The organism is Rhizorhabdus wittichii, assembly GCF_017607425.1.
Classification (GTDB): domain Bacteria; phylum Pseudomonadota; class Alphaproteobacteria; order Sphingomonadales; family Sphingomonadaceae; genus Rhizorhabdus; species Rhizorhabdus wittichii.
Genome location: NZ_CP059319.1, coordinates 2,620,331 through 2,640,608 on the forward strand (window position 1 = coordinate 2,620,331; position 20,278 = coordinate 2,640,608).

Below are 20,278 nucleotides of genomic sequence, written 5' to 3' on the forward strand. Positions count from 1 at the left end.
TCGGCGTCAGCCGCCGTGGACGGGAGCGCCCCAGCCACCCCAGACGTAGACGACGACGAACAGGAACAGCCACACGACGTCGACGAAGTGCCAGTACCACGCGGCGGCTTCGAAGCCGAAATGCTGCTGCGGGGTGAAGTCGCCGCGATAGGCGCGGATCAGGCAGACGATCAGGAAGATCGTGCCGATCAGAACGTGGAAGCCGTGGAAGCCGGTCGCCATGAAGAAGGCCGCGCCATAGTTGATGCCCTTAAAGGGGAACGGCGCATGCATATACTCATAGGCCTGGACGCTGGTGAACACCATGCCGAGGATGATCGTCAGCCACAGGCCCTTCTTCAGGCCGTCGCGGTCGCCGTGCAGCAGCGCATGGTGCGCCCAGGTGACCGTGGTGCCCGAGCAGAGCAGCAGCAGCGTGTTGAGCAGCGGCAGGTGGAAGGCGTCGATCACCTCCAGCCCCTTGGGCGGCCAGATGCCGGCCGCATGGCTGATGCTGTTCGGGCCCTCGATGATCGAGGTGGCGCCGTCCTTCAGCTCGAGCGCGACCGGGAAGAGCGAGAAGTCGAACCACGCCCAGAACCAGCCGACGAAGAACATGACTTCGGAGGCGATGAACAGGATCATGCCGTAGCGCAGGTGGAGCTGCACGACCGGGGTATGATCGCCGGCATGCGCCTCGCGGATCACGTCCGACCACCAGGAGAACATGGTGAACAGGACGCCGAGCAGGCCGGCGAAGAACACATAGCCGCCGAAAGCGGCCTTGTGCATCCACATGATGCCACCCGACGCCATCGCCAGCGCCGACATCGAGCCGATGAACGGCCAGATGCTCGGCGGTAGGATATGATAATCGTGGCTCTTAGCTCCGGCCATTTTCCGTGCCCCTGATAATCTGATGGGAAGTCCCTTAACCGCCCGCCCGTTCGGAATCCACAGCGGATTTGTCGGGGAAGAAGGTGTAGGACAGAGTGATTTCGTTGAACTTGCCCGCTTCCTTATCCTTCAGGATCGCGGGGTCGACATAATAGATCACCGGCATGCGAATCGTCTCGCCGGGCTTCAGCGTCTGGCTGGTGAAGCAGAAGCACTGGATCTTGGTGAAATAGGCGCCGGCCAGCTCGGGCGTGACGTTGAAGCTCGCCGTGCCGGTGATCGGATGGTCGCTCAGGTTGGTCGCGGTGAAGAAGGCCATGTTGCGCGCGCCGATCGCGATGCGGGCCACCCGCTTCTCGGGCGCGAAGCTCCACGGCAGCGACGGGGCGACGTTGGCGTCGAACCGCACGTTGATCAGCTTGCCGATCACCGCGCCCGGCGCGATCCCGGTCTCGCTGCGCATCGTCGTGCCGCCGAAGCCGGTCACCTGGCAGAACATGCGGTAGAGCGGCACGGCGGCATAGCCGAGGCCCAGCATGGCAAGGGCGACCGCCGCGGCGATCAACCCGACCCGCAGGTTGCGGTCCTGCTGCGGAGGAAGCGCGTGGCTCATAGCATCTTCGCGATCGAGATCGCGTAGAACAGGACGACGAAGGCGCCGAGGATCAGCGCGGTGACGAGCGCGCGCGACTTCTGGCGGCGGCGGATCTCGTTCTGCTCGTCGGGGGTATAGTTCATGCCAGCACCTTGTCGGCGACGACCAGGCCGAAAATGAGGAACAGATAGAGGATCGAGAAGCCGAACAGGCGGCGTTCGGCCTTCATCCTCGCGGGATCGGCCTCGCGGCTGAAGCCGACCTGCGCCGCGAGCAGCAGGAACAGCGCCGACAGCAGGCTCGCGCCGATGCCGTAGATCGCGCCGGTCAGCCCCATCGCCCAGGGCGCCACCGCGGCGACGACCATCGGGACGGTGTAGAGCATGATCTGGATGCGGGTGGCGCGCTGGCCGGCCACGGCGGGCAGCATCGGCACGCCCGCGCGGGCATAGTCGGAGTTGATGAACAGGGCGAGCGCCCAGAAATGCGGCGGCGTCCACAGGAAGACGAGCGCGAACAGCAGCACCGGCAGGGTTTCGACCCGCCCGGTCGCGGCGGCCCAGCCGATCAGCGCCGGGAAGGCGCCGGCGGCGCCGCCGATGACGATGTTCTGCGGCGTCCGGCGCTTCAGCCAGATCGTGTAGACGACCACGTAGAAGAGGATCGAGACGGCGAGGATCGCGGCCGCCAGCACGTTGAGCGCGAGGCCCATCAGCAGCACCGAGAAGATGCCGAGGCCGACGCCGAAGTGGAGCGCCGACTGCCGGTCCATCCGCCCGGCGGGCAGCGGCCGGTTCGCCGTCCGCGCCATCATCGCGTCGAGATCGGCCTCATACCACTGGTTGAGCGCGCCGGCCGCCCCCGCGCCGAGCGCGATGCACAGCACGGCGGTGAAGCCCAGCACGGGATGGATCGACTGGGGCGCCGCCAGCAGTCCGCACAACCCGGTGAACACCACCAGGGTCAGCACGCGCGGCTTGGTCAGCGCGAGGAAATCGCGCCAGTCGGCCGCGGCGGTCGTTGCGACGGGATGAGCCTTGCTCGCCATGACAATCGATTCACGTTCCTAATGAAACCGCCGCTCTGACGAGTCGTCGAAGCGGCGGCTCATTTCATCCTACTGACTTGGATCAGTGACTGTGGTCGTCACCGATATGCGGGAGCTGCTCGAACTGGTGGTACGGCGGCGGGCTCGACAGGGTCCATTCGAGCGTCGTCGCGCCTTCGCCCCAGTAGTTGCCCTCCGCCTTCTTGCCCGCGAACATCGACCAGAAGACGTTGATGAAGAAGAAGATCATCGAGAAGGCCATGAGCTCGTAGCCGTGCGTGGCAACCGAGTTCCAGTGCTGGAAGGCGTCCGGATAGTCCGGGATACGGCGGGGCATGCCGTCGAGGCCCAGGAAGTGCATCGGGAAGAACAGGACGTTCACGCCGATGAAGAACAGCCAGAAGTGCACCTGGCCCAGGAACTCGTTGTACATCCGGCCGGTCATCTTGCCGAACCAGTAATAGAAGGCGGCGAACAGCGAGAACACCGCGCCCAGCGAGAGCACATAGTGGAAGTGCGCGACGACATAGTAGGTGTCGTGCATGTAGTTGTCGACGCCGCCATTGGCGAGCACGACGCCGGTGACGCCGCCGACCGTGAACAGGAAGATGAAGCCGATCGCCCAGAGCATCGGCGTCTTGAAGGTGATCGAGCCGCCCCACATCGTCGCGATCCACGAGAAGATCTTGATGCCGGTCGGAACCGCGATCACCATCGTCGCGGCGGTGAAGTACATCTTGGTGTCGACCGACATGCCGGTGGTGAACATGTGGTGCGCCCACACGACGAAGCCGACGACGCCGATCGCGACCATGGCGTAGGCCATGCCGAGATAGCCGAACACCGGCTTCTTCGAGAAGGTCGAGACGATCTGGCTGATGATGCCGAAGCCCGGCAGGATCATGATGTACACTTCGGGGTGGCCGAAGAACCAGAAGAGGTGCTGGTAGAGCACCGGATCGCCGCCGCCCGACGCATCATAGAAGGTCGTGCCGAAGTTGCGGTCGGTGAGCAGCATGGTGATCGCGGCGGCGAGGACCGGCAGCGCGAGCAGCAGCAGGAAGGCGGTGACGAGGACCGACCAGACGAACAGCGGCATCTTGTGCAGGGTCATGCCCGGCGCGCGCATGTTGAAGATGGTCGTGATGAAGTTGACCGCGCCGAGGATCGACGAGGCGCCCGCGAGGTGGAGCGACAGGATCGCCATGTCGACCGACGCGCCCGCCGAGCCGCTGGTCGACAGCGGGGCGTAGACGGTCCAGCCGGTGCCGGCGCCGTGGCCGGTGCCGCCCGAGAAGAAGGACGAGCCGAGCAGCAGCGAGAAGGCCGGGATGAGCAGCCAGAAGCTGATGTTGTTCATCCGCGGGAAGGCCATGTCGGGCGCGCCGATCATGATCGGGACGAACCAGTTGCCGAAACCGCCGATGATCGCGGGCATGACCATGAAGAACACCATGATCAGGCCGTGCGCGGTGATGAGCACGTTCCACATGTGCAGCGCGGAGTCGAAATCGGGCGCGCCGCCCATCAGCTTCGTCCAGACCTGCAGATACTGGATGCCCGGCTCCGCGAGCTCGGCGCGCATCAGGCCCGAGATCGCGCCGCCGATGATGCCGGCGACGATCGCGAAGATCAGGTAGAGGGTGCCGATGTCCTTGTGGTTCGTCGACATGAACCAGCGCTGGAAGAATGCCGGCTTGTGGTCGGCATCATGATGGCCATGGTCCTCATGCGCCTGGAAGTGCGAAGCGGTTGCGGTGATGTCACTCATGATCTCGGGCCTTAGTTCTGCGCGGTCGCAGGCTGGGACGTGGCGGGCGCGGCGGTGCCGGGCGCGGCCGCGTCGGCCGCCGGAGCGGGAGTCGCAGCCTCGGGCGCGGCGGACGGTGCAGCGGCGGCTTCCTCGCCCGGCATCTTGCCGCCCTTCGAGTGCACCCACTCGGCGAACTTGTCCTTCGAGACGACCTCGACCGCGATCGGCATGAAGCCGTGGCGCGCGCCGCACAGTTCCGAGCACTGGCCGTAATAGAGGCCTTCGCGCTCGGCCTTGAACCAAGTCTCGTTCAGGCGGCCGGGGACGGCGTCCATCTTGGTCCAGAAGGCGGGAACCGCCCAGCTATGGATCACGTCGTTCGAGGTGACGATGACCTTGACCACGGCGTCGACCGGAACCACGACCCGCTCGTCGACCGCCAGCATGCGGGGCTCGCCGCGCTTCTTGGCTTCGGCGTCGGGCAGCATGTTCGAGACCAGCTCGAAATCGCCGTTGTCCGGATATTGATAGGTCCAGTACCACTGGTTGCCGATCACCTTGATCGTCAGGTCCGGCTTGGGCTGCGCATATTGATGCGCGAGCAGCCGGATCGACGGGACCGCGATCACCAGCAGGATCAGGACCGGGACGAGCGTCCAGACGATCTCGATCAGCGTGTTGTGCGAGGTCTTCGACGGGACCGGGTTGGCCTTGGCGCGGAACCGAATCACCACATAGCCGATGAGGATCAGGACGAAGATCGAGATGACCGTGATGATCGGCATCAGCAGGCTGTTGTGCAGCCACTCGGCGTCCTGGCCGACCTTGGTCACCTGCGGCTGGGGCTTGATGCCGCCGGGGATCGGCTGGCCGATATCGGCTTCGGGAGCGCGATGCTGGAAGGCGGGAGCGGCCGGCGCGGCCTCGGCTGCCGGGGCCGCCGCGGCGGGCGCTGCGGGAGCCGGAGCGGCTTCCTGAGCCTGGACCGCCACCGGAATGGCCGCCAGCGAAAGCGCCATCATGATAGTCTTCAACGTCTTCATCTTACCCCCGTGAAGCGCGGTGATTCCACGCCTGCCTGTTATCGGGCCCTACGAATTCGAGCGCCTTATAGGCGCGGCTCGCCTGTGCCTCAAGCACCGCTTGGCGCTGAATGCAAGCGGTTGAAGCGAATATATACTCTCTCTATCTGGGCGGATGCTGCGCAGCGGCAGCGTGAATCGGGATCCAGATGATGACGGACGAACAGGTACTCGCCGAATTTCGGGCAGCGGAAGCGCTGCTGGAGGGGCATTTCATCCTCTCCTCGGGGCTGCGCAGTTCGCGATATCTCCAGTGCGCCCGCGTCCTGATGAACCCTGCGCGCGCGGCGCGTCTGGCCGAGGCGCTGGCCTTCAAAATCCCCGACAAGCTGAAGATCCAGCTCGGCGCGGTCGTCTCCCCGGCGATGGGCGGGGTGATCGCGGGACATGAGATGGGCCGCGCGCTCGGCCTCGACGCGATGTTCGTCGAGCGGCCCGACGGCGTCTTCCACCTGCGCCGCGGCTTCCGGCTCGAGCCGGGGCAGAAGGTGCTGCTGATGGAGGACGTCGTCACCACCGGCCTGTCGTCGCGCGAGGCGATCAAGGCGGTGGAGGAGGCCGGCGGCCAGGTGATCGCCGCCGCCGCGCTGGTCGACCGGTCGAACGGCACCGCCGATCTGGGCGTCCCCTTCTATCCGCTGATCCGACTCGACGTGCCGACCTACCAGCCCGAGTCCCTGCCCCCCGAGCTGGCGGCGATCCCGGCGGTGAAGCCCGGCAGCCGGGCGGCCGTCGCGGCGTGAGCAGGCTGCGCCTCGGGGTCAACATCGACCATGTCGCCACCATCCGGAACGCCCGGGGCGGCCTCCATCCCGATCCGATCCGCGCCGCCGAGATCGCGAGCGAGGCCGGCGCCGACGGCATCACCGCGCATCTGCGCGAGGATCGCCGCCACATCATGGACGACGATATCGGCCGGCTGATCGGCGGCATCGCGCTGCCGATCAACCTGGAGATGGCCGCGACCGAGGAGATGCTGGCGATCGCGCTGCGCCACCGCCCGCACGCCGCCTGCATCGTTCCCGAGCGGCGCGAGGAGGTGACGACCGAGGGCGGCCTCGACGCCGCCGGCCAGCACAACCACCTCAAGCCGCTGATCGCGAAGCTGAGCGACGCCGGCATCCGGGTCAGCCTGTTCATCGAGCCGACCCCCCGCCAGATCGAGGCGGCGGTGTCGCTGCGCGCGCCGGTGGTCGAGTTCCACACCGGCCGCTACGCCCATGCCGAGGGCGAGGAGCGCGCGACCGAGCTTCGCCGCATCGCCGACGCCGCCGCGCTCGCCGCAAAGAACGGCATCGAGCCGCATGCCGGCCATGGCCTGACCTTCGACAATGTCGTCCCAATCGCCGCCATCCCGCAGATCGCCGAGCTCAACATCGGCCATTTCCTGATCGGCGAGGCGATCTTCGACGGGCTCGCCCCGGTGGTCCGCCGCATGCGCCAGCTCATGGACGAGGCGCGGTGAGCAGCGGGGAACCGTCGTGATCATCGGCATCGGCTCCGACCTCTGCAACATCGAGCGGATCCAGAAATCGCTCGACCGGTTCGGCGAGCGCTTCGTCGTCCGGGTGTTCACCGATGTCGAGCGCGCCAAGGCGGAGCGCCGGGCGCTGACCCGCGCCGCCACCTATGCGAAGCGATTCGCGGCGAAGGAGGCCTTCTCCAAGGCGGTGGGCACCGGCTTCAGGGCCGGCGTGTTCATGAAGGACATCGGCGTCGCCAACCTGCCGAGCGGCGCCCCTACCCTGGTTTTGACCGGCGGGGCCAAGGCAAGGCTTGACGCGCTCACGCCGCCGGGCCACGCGGTGGATGTACATTTGACGATGACGGACGATCATCCCTGGGCGCAGGCGTTCGTGATCCTGTATGCGCGCCCGCTGTGAGGAGGGGATCGCGTGAGCGATCGGCCGAGTGACGATATGGACAATGCGAGTGACGCGCCTGCCGCGCCGGCCGAACCGGCGGCGAAGGCCCCCAAGCCGGCCACCGACTGGTGGGCGGAGGCGCGCGGCATCTTCTGGCTGATCCTGGCGGTGCTCGGCTTCCACAGCTTCATCGCCAAGCCCTTCTACATCCCGTCCGAATCGATGATGCCGACGCTGATCACCGGCGACCGGCTGGTGGTCACCAAATATCCCTATGGCTGGTCCTATGTATCGCCCAGCTTCCACGTCCTGCCGTTCATCCACGGCCGGCTGTTCGGGCGCCTGCCCGAGCGGGGCGACATCGTCATCCTCAAGCCGCCGCAGGCCGACACCGACTTCATCAAGCGCGTCATCGGCCTGCCGGGCGACCGGCTCGAGGTGCGCGGCGGCGTGGTGGTGATCAACGGCGTGCCGGTGAAGCGCACGCCCGAGAGCCCGGCGATGATCGCGGTCGACGCCAATGTGCCGTGCAACCAGCCCGAGGTGGCCCAGTTCCGCGTGACCGGCCCCGACGGCAAGCTCTACTGCGCGCTGCCGCGCTTCCGCGAGACGCTGCCCAACGGCCGCAGCTACGACACGATCGACCTGGGCTACATGCCCGAGATCGACGATTATCCGGCGATCACCATCCCGGCCGATCATATCTTCGTGATGGGCGACAACCGCGACCAGTCGGCCGACAGCCGCGTTCCCGCCTATCGCAACGGGCTCGACGGCCCGGTGCCGTTCGAGAATATCGGCGGCCGCGCCGAGTTCATCACCTTCTCGCTCGACGGCACAACCAAGCTGTGGAACCCGCTGACCTGGTTCACCGCGCTGCGCGGCGGCCGGGCGGGCACCAGCCTCCACCCGCAGGAAAGCCGCTGAACCACACCCCCGGACGATGAAAGACCGCGCGGCGAGTCGATCGCCGCGCGGTTTTTCGTTGCCTGGAAGAAAGGCGCCCTCCCCACTCCCCGCCGTCATGCTGAACTTGTTTCAGCATCCACCGGGCCGCTTGGGCTGGTCGGGAGACAGTCCCGGCCCGCCGATGCAGGAACCGAAGCGAAAGGACCCGACCTCCCGGTGGATGCTGAAACAAGTTCAGCATGACGATGGAGGATATGGCCTCCAAAAAGAAAGGGGCCGCATCGCTGCGACCCCTTCCTCTCCTATGCGGTGATGCCGGCGCGGCTACATGCCGCCATGGCCGGGGGGCATGCCGCCGCCGCCCATGCCGAAGCCCTGCGGCGGCAGGACCTCCTTGACCGTGACATCGAAGATCACCAGCGCGTCGCCCGGAATCTTGCCGGGGACGCCGACCGGACCGAAGCCGAGGTCCGGCTTCATCCAGAAACGATATTTGGAGCCCGCGTTCATCAGCTGGAGCCCTTCGGTCCAGCCCGGGATCATGCCCTGGAGCGGCATCGGCTGCGGGCCGCCGTGGCGCGCGCTCGAATCGAACACCTCGCCATTGGCGAGGCGGCCCTCATATTCGACGAGGACGATGTCGCTCGCCGTCGCCTTGGGGCCGCTGCCTTCGCGCAGCACTTCATATTGCAGGCCCGAGGGCGTCTCGACGACGTCGCCGCCCTTGTTCGCGGCGAGGAACTCGTCGGGCGTCATAGCCATCGCCACCTGCCGCGAGGTGCCGACATAGGCGGCGCCGATGCCGATGACGACCACCGCCGCAATGCCCAGCCAGAGCTTGGTCAGCGAACCCTTCGTGATCGGACGAAGGGGGACGGCGGTTACCTCGGACATGGGCGTGTCGCTTTCTCAGGCCATGATGAAACTGCGGTGGCCCGGCGGAACCGGGCCGCGAATACGCCGGTACGCCTTAACGGACGCCGTCACGCTCCATCCGCTTGCGCTCCAGCTTGCGGGCGCGGCGGATCGCGGCGGCGCGCTCGCGGGCGCGCTTCTCCGACGGCTTCTCATAGTGGCGACGCAGCTTCATCTCGCGATACACGCCTTCGCGCTGCAGCTTCTTCTTGAGCGCGCGGAGGGCCTGATCGACATTGTTGTCGCGAACGATGATCTGCATAAAAAAACCAATTCTCCAATCATTTGCGGAGCGAGCCATCCACGCCGCCGATCCGACGGTGTCTCCAGCTACAACGCAAAAAAGCGTGTCGTCGCGAAAACCCTTTCCGCGCCGTGAAGTGCCGCCCCTACCAACGCGGCCGCGATTCTTCAAGCATTAGAGGAATTTTTTCCGCTGCACCCGTTCCGCCTTCGCGGTATGACGAGGCATGACAAGGTTCACCGTCAACGGCCAGCCGGTGCATTACCGGATGGATCCCGCGACCCCGCTGCTGTGGGCGCTGCGCGACGCTTCCAATCTCACCGGCACCAAATATGGCTGCGGCGCCGGGCTGTGCGGTGCCTGCACCGTCCATATCGACGGCCAGCCGGTGCGATCCTGCCAGGTCCCGATCGGATCGATCGAGGGCAGCTTCGTCACCACGATCGAGGCGCTGTCGCGCGACCGCGGCCACCCCGTCCAGCAGGCCTGGGTGGCCGAGAACCTGCCCCAGTGCGGCTATTGCCAGTCGGGCATGATCATGGCGGCGGCCGCTCTGCTCGACAAGAATCGCGATCCCAGCGACGAGGAGATCGACGCGGCGATGACCAACATCTGCCGCTGCGGCACCTATCCGCGCGTCCGCCGCGCGATCCGGCGCGCCGGCCGGGTGCTGGCCGGCAGCGAGACGATCGCCGCCGCGCCGCCGCCCGGAATCGACCCGGCCGACGCCGCCCGCGCGGTGCCGGCGCTCGGCGCCAGGCCGGGCGGCTGAGCCGGGCGATTCTTTCTGCTTGCTGACAGCGGGGTTCAGCCTTCGCTCAGTCGACGGGGCGCATTAGGGGGACAAGGGTGGCATCATGCCGCCCGCGTGGAGAGTATTTCCGATGCGTAACCTTTCGAGGACCATGATCGGACTGGCGCTGGGGGCGGCGATCATCCTTCCGACCGTCGCTCAGGCCCAGGAGCGCGGCCGCGACCGCGGCGCCATGATCAACGGCGACGCCCTGCCGCGAAGCCTCCGCCAGGCGCGAGCGAATCGCGCGGTCGAGCGCCCGCCCCCGTCGAACGCCCCGCCCCCGTCGCCCCCAGCGCGTCGCCCCGCCCAGGTGCCGCAGCGCAACTTCGGCGGGCGACCGCGGATGGAATCGCGGCGGCGACAACCGCGGCGGCGACGCGGTCCGCCCGCGCGACACGAACCCGGGCGCCACCCCATCCGTCGATCGCCAGCGCAACTGGGGCCGCGACAATCGCGACACCGCCGGCGGCGCCACCACCGACGATCGCCGGCGCGTCTGGAACCGCGACGGCCGGAACGATCGGGCCGACCAGACCAACCGGCCGGACCGGGGCGACCGCAACTGGACGCGCGACCGCGACACCAACCGCGACCAGCGCTGGAGCAGCGACCGCCGCGACTGGAACCGTGAGGGCTCGAACCGCGACGGCCGGACCTGGGATCGCAACGACGGCAATCGGGACCGCAACTGGAACCGGAACGACCGCGATCGTCGCGACTGGGCCAATCGCGACCGGCGCGGCAATGATCGCTGGGACCGCAACTGGCGCACCGATCGTCGCTACGACTGGCGCGACTACCGCAACCATAACCGCTCCATCTATCGCCTGCCGCGCTATGTCGCGCCGCGCTGGGGCTACAGCTATCAGCGCTGGTATCCCGGCTATCGCTGGGATCCCTGGTTCTACGGCTCGAGCTACTGGATCTCCGATCCCTGGTATTATCGCCTGCCGCCGGCCTATGGCGACTATCGCTGGGTCCGCTATTATGACGACGCGGTGCTGGTCGACACCGATACCGGCGAGATCATCGACATCATCTACTCCTTCTTCTTCTGACAGAAGGTTCGGCAGGAGAGTGGCCGAAAAGGGCCCGGTGGCACCGCCATCGGGCCCTACTCGCATCTGGAGCATCGCGCCTTAAATCGGGATCACCTTATCCGCTCACCCTGAGGAGGGCTGAGCGGGTCATATCCAAGGCGCAACGCTCTCAGAGCGTACCGACCTCCAGCGCCCGCTCCTCGATCGCGCGCAGCATCGCCATGAAGCGGTCGAGCTCCCCGGCCGGGAAGATCGAGAAGATGCGCTCCTCGAACTCGATCGCCTTGGGGGCGACGTCGGCGTAGAGCCGCCGCCCCGCCTCCGACAGCGCCAGCAGCCGCGAGCGCCGGTCGGCCCGGTTGGGCGCGCGGGTGATCAGCCCGCGATCGACCAGCGCGATCGTCGCGCGGCTCACCGTCACCTTGTCCATCCGGGTCGCGATGCAGACGCCCTGCTGGGTGATGCCGTCCTGCTCCGCCACCACCGCGACGATCCGCCATTCGGGGATCGAGAGGCCGAACAGCGCCTCATAGGCGGTCGAGATCACGTCGCTGACGACGTTCGACGTCACCGACAGGCGATAGGGAATGAAGCGGTCGAGGATGAGGCCCTTTTGCGACATGGCGCGTTGGTATCATTTGACACGAATCGGTTCAAACCCGTATTGGTATCCAATGATACTATCTCAAGAGGCTGCCATGACCGACACCGCCATCGAACCGCATCACAACCCGCTGGGCCTCGACGGTTTCGAGTTCGTCGAGTTCACCGGCCCCGATCCTCTGGCGCTCGCCGCGCTGTTCGAGGCGATGGGCTTCACCCATCTCGGCGACCACCGGTCGAAGAACGTCCGCCGCTACCAGCAGGGCGACGTCAACTTCATCCTCAACATGGACAAGGGCGGCCAGGCCGCCGACTTCCGCGCCGCGCACGGCCCCTCCGCCAACGCCATGGCGTTCCGCGTCCATGACGCCGCCAAGGCGCTCGAAAAGGCGGTCGCGCGCGGCGCGACCCCGGTCGAAGGACCGGTCGGCCCGATGGAGCTGCACATCCCCGCGATCGAGGGGATCGGCGGCTCCAACCTCTATTTGGTCGACCGCTATGGCGCGCAGGAGATCTACGACGTCGATTTCCGCCCGGTGGCGGGCATGGCGCGCGACCAGCGGTCGGTCGGCCTGCACACGCTCGACCACCTGACCCACAACGTCATGCGCGGCCGCATGAATCACTGGGCCGGCTTCTACGAGAAGGTCTTCAACTTCCGCGAGATCCGCTATTTCGACATCGAGGGCCAGGCGACCGCGCTGCTCAGCCGCGCGATGACCGCGCCCGACGACAAGATCCGCATCCCACTCAACGAGAGCCAGGACGAGAACAGCCAGATCGAGGAATTCCTGCGCGAATATAAGGGCGAGGGCATCCAGCACCTGGCGCTGTCGACCGACAACATCTTCGAGACGGTCGACCGGCTCCGCGCCAACGGCATCCGTTTCCAGTCGACCCCCGCCACCTATTATGAGGGGATCGACGCCCGCCTGCCCGGCCATGGCCACGACATCGCCGAGATGCAGAAGCGCGGCATCCTGATCGACGGCGCGCCCGAGACCGGCGGCGGCATCCTGCTGCAGATCTTCACCGAGAACATGGTCGGCCCGATCTTCTTCGAGATCATCCAGCGCAAGGGCAATGACGGCTTCGGCGAAGGCAATTTCAAGGCGCTGTTCGAGTCGATCGAGCGCGACCAGATCCGCCGCGGCGTGGTGAAGGTCGATGGCTGACGTCGACCCCGCTCGCGGCTCCACCGCCGCAAGGCCGGAGGACATGATGACCGGTTCCTACATTCCCGGCTTCGGCAACCATGTCGCGACCGAAGCGGTTGCCGGCGCGCTGCCGGTGGGGCGCAACTCGCCGCAGCGCGTGCCCTACGGCCTCTATGCCGAGCAGCTCTCGGGCAGCGCCTTCACCGCGCCCCGCGCCGAGAACAAGCGGAGCTGGCTCTACCGGATGCGTCCGGCCGCCAACCATCCGCCGTTCAAGGCCTACACCCGGCCGACCGGCCTGCGCCATCGTCCGTTCGACGAGGCGCCGGCCGATCCCAACCGGCTGCGCTGGGACCCGCTGCCGCTGCCGTCCGAGCCGACCGACTTCATCGACGGGCTGGTCAGCATCGCCGGCAATGGCGGGATCGGCGTCCATCTCTATGCCGCCAACCGCTCGATGGAGCGCCGCGTCTTCTTCAATGCCGACGGCGAGCTGCTGATCGTTCCCGAACAGGGCGGCCTGCGGATCGCCACCGAGCTCGGCCTGGTCGAGGTCGAGCCGCTCCATATCGCGGTGATCCCGCGCGGCGTCCGCTTCCGGGTCGAGCTGACCGGCGACGCGGCGCGCGGCTATGTCTGCGAGAATTACGGCGCGCCCTTCCGCCTGCCCGACCTCGGCCCGATCGGATCGAACGGCCTCGCCAATCCGCGCGATTTCGAGACGCCGGCCGCCTGGTTCGAGGATATCGACGAGCCGACCGAGCTGGTCCAGAAGTTCGAAGGCGCGCTGTGGTCGACGACGATCGACCATTCGCCGCTCGACGTGGTCGCCTGGCACGGCAATCTGGCACCCTATCGCTACGACCTGCGCCGCTTCAACACGATCGGCACGGTCAGCTACGACCATCCCGATCCGTCGATCTTCACGGTGCTGACCTCGCCGTCGGAAGTGGCGGGCACCGCCAATTGCGACTTCGTGATCTTCCCCCCGCGCTGGATGGTCGCCGAGGACACGTTCCGGCCGCCCTGGTTCCACCGCAACGTGATGAGCGAATATATGGGCCTGATCACCGGCGCCTATGACGCCAAGGCGGGCGGCTTCATGCCCGGCGGCGGATCGCTCCACAACCGCATGTCGGGCCACGGCCCCGACCGCGCGAGCTACGAGACGGCGATCGCCGCCGACCTCAAGCCGCACAAGATCGACGCCACCATGGCCTTCATGTTCGAAAGCCGCTCGGTGCTCCGCCCGACCCGGTTCGCGCTCGAAAGCCCGCTCGCCCAGCTCGATTATGACGATTGCTGGTCGGGCTTCACCAAGGCAAAGCTTCCCAGATGATCATGATCGACGCAACGCACGACCCGGCCCTCAAAAGCTGGGTGCCGGGGGCCGACGGCCATCCCGATTTCCCCATCCAGAACCTGCCCTACGGCATCTTCTCGCTCGGCGCGGACGGCGAGAAGCGGCCGGCGGTGGCGATCGGCGACAAGCTGCTCGACCTGTCGGCGATCTCCGGGCTGCTGCCGGTCGAGCTGCGCGGGTCGACGCTGAACGCGCTGTTCGCGCTGCCCGCCGAGCGGCGGCTGGCGCTGCGCCACAAGCTGTCGGAACTGCTCTCGAACGGGAATCATCGCCCCGCGCTGGAGCCGCATCTGCACGACCGTTCGGCGGTGACGATGCACCTGCCGGCGGCGATCGGCGACTATACCGACTTCTATGTCGGCATCCATCATGCCAACAATATCGGCCGCCAGTTCCGGCCCGACAATCCGCTGCTCCCCAACTATAAATATGTGCCGATCGGCTATCATGGCCGTGCCTCGTCGATCCGCCCCTCGGGCGTGCCGCTGGTGCGCCCCAAGGGCCAGCGCAAGCCGCCCGAGGCCGACGCGCCCGTGGTCGGCCCGTCGGCGCGGCTCGACTATGAGCTCGAGCTCGGCGTCTGGATCGGCCGCGGCAACGAGCTGGGCGAGCCGATCCCGATCGCCGAGGCGGCCGATCACATCGCCGGCTTCTGCCTGCTCAACGACTGGTCGGCGCGCGATTTCCAGGCCTGGGAATATCAGCCGCTCGGGCCGTTCCTCGCCAAGAATTTCCAGACGACCATCTCCCCCTGGGTGGTGACGGCCGAGGCGCTCGCGCCGTTCCGCATCGCCCAGCCGGCGCGGCCCGAGGGCGATCCGAAGCCGCTCCCCTATCTGTGGGACGAGGACGACCAGGCAGCGGGCGCGCTGGGCATCGAACTGGAGGTCCAGCTGCTGACCGCGAAGATGCGCGAGCAGGGCCTGCCGCCGCACCGGCTCAGCAAGGGGCCCGCGTCCAACATGTACTGGACGGTGGCGCAGATCGTCGCCCACCACGCCTCCAACGGCTGCAACCTCCAGCCGGGCGACCTGCTGGGCACCGGCACCATCTCGGCCCCGACCGACGACGGTTGCGGCAGCCTGATGGAGATTTCGCGCGGCGGCACCCGGCCGGTGACGCTGCCGAGCGGCGAGGAGCGCAGCTTCCTCCAGGACGGCGACGAGATCCTGCTCTCCGCGACCGCGCGGGCCGACGGCCATGTGCCGATCGGCTTCGGCGAATGCCGCGCGGTGGTGCTGCCGGCGCGCTAAGGCGCCAAGCTAGGCGATCCGGACGAACGGGCTCATATCGTTGAGCGCGGCGACCGGATCGCGCAGCCGCGGGTCCTGCATCCGCTCGATGAAGTCGCCGTGCAGCGGGTGCGACGGCATGAACACCGCCTTGGTGGCATAGTCCTCGGCGCTGAACGTGCCCCAGTTGGTCATCCGGGTGAAGGCGACGCTGTCGGCGCCATGGCGATGCGCCAGGTCGACCGCCTCGCCCATCTCGCGATAATTGTCGACCTGGACGGTGAACGAGAATTCGAGCCGTTCGACCATCCCCTGCGCCCGCAGCTCGCCGGCGAAGGCGAGGTTGCGCTCCATCACCGGCCAGCGCGCGCCGCGCCGCAGCAGCTCGTGGGTCGGCCCGGTCGCGGCGTCGAGGCTGATCCGCAAATAGGTGGTCCGCCCGTGCAGCGCCGGGAAGCGCTCCCATTCGCGCGGGGTCAGCAGCATGCCGTTGGTCATCAGCAGGAAGCGCAGCTCGGGATAGTCGTCCGGCCCCAGCCGTTCGAGCAGGGTGCGGAAATTCTTGCTGGCGAAGGGATCGCCCGAGCCGGTGACCAGGACCAGCTTCACCTGACGCAGCAGCGGGAGGATCTGCTCCTCCTGCAGCCGGTCGAACCGGGCGCGCGTCGCCGAATCCGCCGCGACCTTGCCGGTCCGGCAGCTCGGGCAGGACAGGTTGCAGGTCTGGTCATAGGCGAGGTTGACCCGCTTCGGCCCTTCGGGAAGGCGGGTACGGAAATTGTCGATCACGTCGCGCCAGCGATCGGATTCGGACGCGAGACGCGCCTTGGTCGGCAGGCGGTCGTCGACGATCTTCGGGCAGGCCGTCTTGTTGCAGAAGCGGAAGCTGCCGTCGAGGATGCTGGCGCGGATGCTCTGCGCGCTGTCGGAGTTCCACACCTCCTGCCACGGCTGGCCGGCGAGGTCGCCGACCGATTCGGGCAGCCAGCTCGCGCAGCAGAGATGGCTCTTGCCGTCGAGGACGTCGAGCACCTCGAACGGCGTCTCGCAGAAGCGGGTGCTCAGGTCATAGGCCGGATTGGCCGGATCGAGCAGCGCCTGGAGGTGGAACATCGCGCCCTGGACCATCGTCGACTGGCTGTGCGCCGTCGCGATCGGCTCGAGCAGCGCGAGGCCGCCCTCGATATCGCCGCCCGCCGCGACGCAGAGCGCGTCGAGCACGCCCCACAGCGCGGTATAGAAGCCCAGCTCGTCCCCGGTCAGCGCGGCGATCCGGTCGGCCAGCGCCGGGAAATGATCGATCAGCACGGGCAACGCCGACCAGATCTCGGGATGGTCGAGGCCGTCGAGGATCTGCTCGAACAGCAACTGCACGACCGCGTCGACATCGTCCTGGAGCAGGAAGCGGAGCTGGATCGCCGCCGCCTGGAACCGCGCGGTCGGGCGGGCGGCCTGTGCCTCGCGCAGCAGTTCGCGCCCTGCCCCGCGCGCGCCGGCCGCCGCCCTCAGCGCCGCGAACAGCAGGACGGTGCCGTCGCCCAGATCGGCGAGATCGCCCGACCCTTCGGGGAAGTTGGCGATGAGCAGCAGGTCAGCCGCCGCACCGGCCACGGCCGGATCGAGCCGGAGGACGATCGACGGCACGAGCGGCGCGGCCGGGTCCTGTTCGAGCCGTTCGAGCAGATGAAAGACCGCCTCGATCAGGACGGGCTGGCCTTCCGCGCCGGCCGGGTCGACGCCGGCCCGGCGAAGCGCCGCGAAGGCCACGCCAATCGCCTCGATCCCGCCCCGTCCGATCAGGTCCAGCGCGGCGGCGACGGCGTCGCCCTCGTCGACGAAGGCAAGCGGGGTGATGGGCGAAGGCTCGTGCACGGTCCGACCTCATGAGACGGCAGAAATTCGTCCACGAGCCATGGCGTTAAATGGTTAATATTCCGGAACGGCCTGATCAGAAGATCAGCTTGCGGAACTCGATCCTGATCACCCGGCCGAGCGGATCGAGATAGCCGGCCTGGTAGCGCAGCGGCGTCGCCCCGGTCGCGTCGCGCACCCGCGGCCGCGTGTCGAAGATATTGTCGATCTTCAGCGAGATGCGCGCGCCGCGCGCCCAGCCGCTGTCGACCAGCGCGGGAATCTGCGACAGGTTCACGAACAGCCGCGCATTGGCCTTCGCGACCGGCGAGAAGCGGAGGTCCCCGGTCGGCGCTCCGGCGCCGCCGTCGACGGTCGTCCCGCTCTGCCAGGTGCCGGTGATCCGCGCGCCGAGGCCGTTGTTCGCATAGGTGAGCTGCGCCTCCAGCTCGTGGCGCGAGGTGCCGCCACCCGATCCGATCACATCGCCATTGAGCAGGTCGAGCACCGGCAGGCCGCGGCGGATCAGCACCTCGTCCTTGATATGCCAGGTGTGGAAGACCGAAAGCTGGAGCCGCCCGCCCTGCCCGCCGCCGCCGGGGCCCCGGAAACCGCCTGGGCCACCGGGGCCACCAGACCACCTGCTCCTCCCGGACCGCGCCCCGCCCCCCGTCGCCTCCGCCCGCGCATGCCCGCCGCCTCGCGCGCGCGGCGGTCGCGGCGGCGCGCTGCTCGGCCATGCGCCGGGCGAAGGCGCTGTTGCGCATCGCCTCGATCACCCGTTCGGAGGTCTTGAGGCGCCTGGTGAAGGTGAAGCCCCAGCGCAGCTCGCTGCTGTCCTGCCGCGCGAAGTTGATCGGGCGGGCATCGATCCGCAGCAGGTTGCCGTCGGCGTCGCGGGTGAAGCGGTCGGGGAAGGCGGCCTCGATCGCCGCCGTCGCCTCGGGGAAGGTCGCGATCGCGTTGCGGATGCGGCTGTTCACATAATTGGCGGTGAGGGTGACGTCCTCCTTGAACGGCTTCAGGGTGAGGCCGATCTTCAGCACCCGGCGCCGGTCGGCGGCGAGATCGGGATTGCCGCCGCCGAGCTGGGGGATGTCGACGGTGACGCCGCGCACATAGTCGAAGGTGCGGACGTCGGGGGTCAGCACGGCGGGATTGCCGAGCTGCTGGACCGAGGGCGGGTTGCGATCCTGGGTCATCGAGACGATCAGGCCGATGCCGTCGCGCGGCTTCCAGTTGGCGCCATAGCCGTAGCTGCCCAGCGTGCCGAAGTCCGAATAGCGGTCGACCGCCGCATTGACGTTGAGCGACAGGTCGCCGATCGCGGCGAGGATGTCGTTCTTGCGGCTGGTCAGGGGCAGGTCGAAGCTGGCCCGGCCGTTGAGGTCGGTGCGCGACAGGTCGCTCGACGTCGCGACGCCCGACCGCGTCGAGGTCGCGTCGAGGCCGAGCGCGCTGAACCCCGCCTTGAAGCTGGCGCTGAGCGGCCCGGCGGGCAGCTCGGCGATCGGGCCGTTGGCGACGAGCTGGACGTCGCCGCTGTCCGACTTCGCCCGCGCGCGATCGACCAGCCGCTGGTCGAGCAGCGTCGCCGGGATCGTCCCGAACGGATTGACCGACAGGTCCCCGGCGTCGAGCGCCGCCTGGAGATCGCCGACGTCATAGCCGCGCACCGTCCGCGTCTTCGTGAGCGAATGGTCGTAATTGCCGGTCAGCGACAGCCGCCATTTCGCCAGGTCCTTGTCGAGCGTGAAGCCGAGATGGCCGGTCACGCCGTTGGTGCCCTGGGTCAGCGGGCTGGTGCCCAGATAGCGCAGCAGCGTCGCGTCCTCCCCGAAGGGCGAGTAGGGATTGCCCGCCGGCAGGCGCAGGCTGGCCCCCGGCAGGCCGCGCAGCGAATCGCTGTCGGTGGCGTTGAGGGTCGCGTTGAGCGTCGCCGCGACATTGCCCAGGATGTTGCGCGCATAGACGCCGTTGACGTCGAGCGTCCGGCTCCTCGGCTGGATCGTGCGGTAGCGGCCGACATCGGTGCTGTTGGCGCGGTTCGCGGTGTCGAGGAAATCGGCGAGCGCGGGCGTGCCGCTCGCGGCCGATGCGGGGACGCCGGCGATCGTCACCGGGGCGCCCGCCAGCGCGCTCAGCGCCGGATCGATCTCGGCGCCCGTCGGGATGCCGGTGATGTTGCCGGCAGTGTCGAACGCCCGGCCGCCGCCGCGCGAGATCAGGTTGCGCTCGGCCTCGGTGATCGCGGCGGCGCCCTGATATTCGATGTTGAGGTTGACCCGCTGGTCGCGCCGGATGCGCAGGAAGTTCAGCTCGGCCTGGCCGCTCTCGCCGCCGCCGCGCGTCGCCATCCCGCCTTCGAGCTCGCCCGTGATCGCGTGGAAGCGGCGACGCAGGACGATGTTCACGACCCGCTGGTCGGCGCTGTAGCCATATTTGAGCGCGACCTCCTCGGGCAGGATGTCGACCCGCTCGATCGCCTCGGCCGGTATGTCGCGGATCTCGCGGAAGCCCGAGATGCGCCGGCCGTTGAGCAGCGTGACCGGCTGCTCGCCGCCCCGCCCCTGGCCGCTGCGCGTCTGCGGCGCCAGCTCCTCGAGCAGCTCGGCGACCGAGTTGACGCCGAGGGCGCGGATGTCGCCGCTATTATATTGCTGGATCGGCGGGATGTCGCCGACCGCGGCGCCGCGCTGCCGCTGGCTCTGCCCGGTCACCAGGATCGAATTCGGATCCTCATAGTCGGCTTCGTCCTGAAGTTGCTCGTCGCCCGTCCGGCTCTGCGCGGCGACCGGCGTCCCCAGGCACAGCGCAACCAGAATCGCAACCAGTCCGGTTTCGGACAACCCCTTCGCACGCACCGACGAATCCCCTGATCGAATCATGTTGGATCTGGCTCATAGCCGGTATTTCTGACCGGATATGTCAGCGTTGAAATCCGTGTAA

At 67.8% G+C, this 20,278-nt stretch carries 20 protein-coding genes; 9 read left to right on the forward strand and 11 right to left on the reverse strand.

The window, feature by feature from the left end; translation table 11 throughout:
* Nucleotides 1-6 precede the first annotated feature (6 nt).
* The 6 genes from HRJ34_RS12345 to coxB form a co-directional block, all read right to left on the reverse strand.
* Nucleotides 7-876: a cytochrome c oxidase subunit 3 gene (locus HRJ34_RS12345; RefSeq protein WP_208634232.1), complete on the reverse strand. Its 870-nt coding sequence runs from the start codon at nt 874-876 to the stop codon at nt 7-9.
* A gap of 34 nt (nt 877-910) precedes the next feature.
* Nucleotides 911-1,489 carry a cytochrome c oxidase assembly protein gene (locus HRJ34_RS12350; protein WP_012050063.1) on the reverse strand — a complete coding sequence of 193 codons (579 nt, stop codon included), beginning with the start codon at nt 1,487-1,489 and terminating at the stop codon, nt 911-913.
* On the reverse strand, nt 1,486-1,614 hold the full coding sequence (locus HRJ34_RS29455) for a hypothetical protein (RefSeq protein ID WP_012050062.1): 129 nt from the start codon (nt 1,612-1,614) through the stop codon (nt 1,486-1,488). Before HRJ34_RS29455 ends, HRJ34_RS12350 begins: the two co-directional genes overlap by 4 nt.
* Nucleotides 1,611-2,519, reverse strand: coding sequence for a heme o synthase (locus HRJ34_RS12355; RefSeq protein WP_016746762.1), 909 nt, complete (start codon nt 2,517-2,519; stop codon nt 1,611-1,613). Before HRJ34_RS12355 ends, HRJ34_RS29455 begins: the two co-directional genes overlap by 4 nt.
* A gap of 82 nt (nt 2,520-2,601) precedes the next feature.
* The gene (gene ctaD / locus HRJ34_RS12360) at nt 2,602-4,290 is read right to left on the reverse strand and encodes a cytochrome c oxidase subunit I (protein ID WP_012050060.1); all 1,689 of its coding nucleotides are present in this window, start codon (nt 4,288-4,290) and stop codon (nt 2,602-2,604) included.
* 11 nt (nt 4,291-4,301) lie between these two features.
* A complete protein-coding gene (gene coxB / locus HRJ34_RS12365) occupies nt 4,302-5,315 on the reverse strand; it encodes a cytochrome c oxidase subunit II (RefSeq protein ID WP_208634233.1) in 1,014 nt (337 codons plus the stop codon).
* A 191-nt stretch (nt 5,316-5,506) separates the two neighbouring features.
* Here coxB and pyrE point away from each other — a divergent pair, with 191 nt between their 5' ends.
* From pyrE to lepB, 4 genes are read left to right on the forward strand one after another with little or no spacing between them, the layout of a single operon-like run.
* Nucleotides 5,507-6,097 (forward strand): orotate phosphoribosyltransferase, encoded by a 591-nt coding sequence (pyrE, locus tag HRJ34_RS12370; RefSeq protein ID WP_029548940.1) that lies wholly within the window; start codon nt 5,507-5,509, stop codon nt 6,095-6,097.
* On the forward strand, nt 6,094-6,819 hold the full coding sequence (locus tag HRJ34_RS12375; RefSeq protein WP_012050057.1) for a pyridoxine 5'-phosphate synthase: 726 nt from the start codon (nt 6,094-6,096) through the stop codon (nt 6,817-6,819). Before pyrE ends, HRJ34_RS12375 begins: the two co-directional genes overlap by 4 nt.
* 16 nt (nt 6,820-6,835) lie before the next feature.
* Nucleotides 6,836-7,237 (forward strand): holo-ACP synthase, encoded by a 402-nt coding sequence (acpS, locus tag HRJ34_RS12380; protein ID WP_208634234.1) that lies wholly within the window; start codon nt 6,836-6,838, stop codon nt 7,235-7,237.
* A gap of 36 nt (nt 7,238-7,273) precedes the next feature.
* On the forward strand, nt 7,274-8,146 hold the full coding sequence (gene lepB / locus HRJ34_RS12385; RefSeq protein WP_012050055.1) for a signal peptidase I: 873 nt from the start codon (nt 7,274-7,276) through the stop codon (nt 8,144-8,146).
* 306 nt (nt 8,147-8,452) lie between these two features.
* Here lepB and HRJ34_RS12390 read toward each other — a convergent pair whose 3' ends face one another.
* Together HRJ34_RS12390 and rpsU are read right to left on the reverse strand one after the other, a co-directional pair.
* Nucleotides 8,453-9,022 carry an FKBP-type peptidyl-prolyl cis-trans isomerase gene (locus tag HRJ34_RS12390; RefSeq protein WP_012050054.1) on the reverse strand — a complete coding sequence of 190 codons (570 nt, stop codon included), beginning with the start codon at nt 9,020-9,022 and terminating at the stop codon, nt 8,453-8,455.
* Between the two features lie 76 nt (nt 9,023-9,098).
* The gene (gene rpsU / locus HRJ34_RS12395) at nt 9,099-9,305 is read right to left on the reverse strand and encodes a 30S ribosomal protein S21 (RefSeq protein WP_029548939.1); all 207 of its coding nucleotides are present in this window, start codon (nt 9,303-9,305) and stop codon (nt 9,099-9,101) included.
* 208 nt (nt 9,306-9,513) lie between these two features.
* Here rpsU and HRJ34_RS12400 point away from each other — a divergent pair, with 208 nt between their 5' ends.
* Both HRJ34_RS12400 and HRJ34_RS29460 read left to right on the forward strand, forming a co-directional pair.
* Complete coding sequence (locus HRJ34_RS12400; RefSeq protein ID WP_012050052.1) at nt 9,514-10,059, forward strand: (2Fe-2S)-binding protein; 546 nt, start codon at nt 9,514-9,516, stop codon at nt 10,057-10,059.
* Nucleotides 10,060-11,006: 947 nt separating this feature from the next.
* On the forward strand, nt 11,007-11,141 hold the full coding sequence (locus tag HRJ34_RS29460) for an RcnB family protein (RefSeq protein ID WP_264319430.1): 135 nt from the start codon (nt 11,007-11,009) through the stop codon (nt 11,139-11,141).
* Nucleotides 11,142-11,292: 151 nt separating this feature from the next.
* Here the strand turns inward: HRJ34_RS29460 and HRJ34_RS12410 are convergent, their stop codons facing one another.
* The gene (locus HRJ34_RS12410) at nt 11,293-11,745 is read right to left on the reverse strand and encodes a MarR family winged helix-turn-helix transcriptional regulator (protein ID WP_016746603.1); all 453 of its coding nucleotides are present in this window, start codon (nt 11,743-11,745) and stop codon (nt 11,293-11,295) included.
* Nucleotides 11,746-11,821: 76 nt separating this feature from the next.
* On the opposite strand from HRJ34_RS12410, the gene hppD reads away from it, so the two are divergent.
* Genes hppD through fahA form a run of 3 tightly spaced genes read left to right on the forward strand, consistent with a single transcriptional unit; the run spans nt 11,822 to nt 15,499 of the window.
* On the forward strand, nt 11,822-12,901 hold the full coding sequence (gene hppD / locus HRJ34_RS12415; RefSeq protein ID WP_029548910.1) for a 4-hydroxyphenylpyruvate dioxygenase: 1,080 nt from the start codon (nt 11,822-11,824) through the stop codon (nt 12,899-12,901).
* A 43-nt stretch (nt 12,902-12,944) separates the two neighbouring features.
* Complete coding sequence (gene hmgA / locus HRJ34_RS12420; protein WP_041379793.1) at nt 12,945-14,222, forward strand: homogentisate 1,2-dioxygenase; 1,278 nt, start codon at nt 12,945-12,947, stop codon at nt 14,220-14,222.
* A complete protein-coding gene (gene fahA / locus HRJ34_RS12425; RefSeq protein ID WP_208634235.1) occupies nt 14,219-15,499 on the forward strand; it encodes a fumarylacetoacetase in 1,281 nt (426 codons plus the stop codon). The genes hmgA and fahA overlap by 4 nt, the downstream gene beginning before the upstream one ends.
* A gap of 9 nt (nt 15,500-15,508) precedes the next feature.
* Here fahA and HRJ34_RS12430 read toward each other — a convergent pair whose 3' ends face one another.
* Both HRJ34_RS12430 and HRJ34_RS12435 read right to left on the reverse strand, forming a co-directional pair.
* A complete protein-coding gene (locus tag HRJ34_RS12430) occupies nt 15,509-17,350 on the reverse strand; it encodes a radical SAM protein (RefSeq protein ID WP_208634236.1) in 1,842 nt (613 codons plus the stop codon).
* Nucleotides 17,275-20,193, reverse strand: coding sequence for a porin family protein (locus HRJ34_RS12435; protein WP_226949173.1), 2,919 nt, complete (start codon nt 20,191-20,193; stop codon nt 17,275-17,277). Before HRJ34_RS12435 ends, HRJ34_RS12430 begins: the two co-directional genes overlap by 76 nt.
* Nucleotides 20,194-20,278 lie beyond the last annotated feature (85 nt).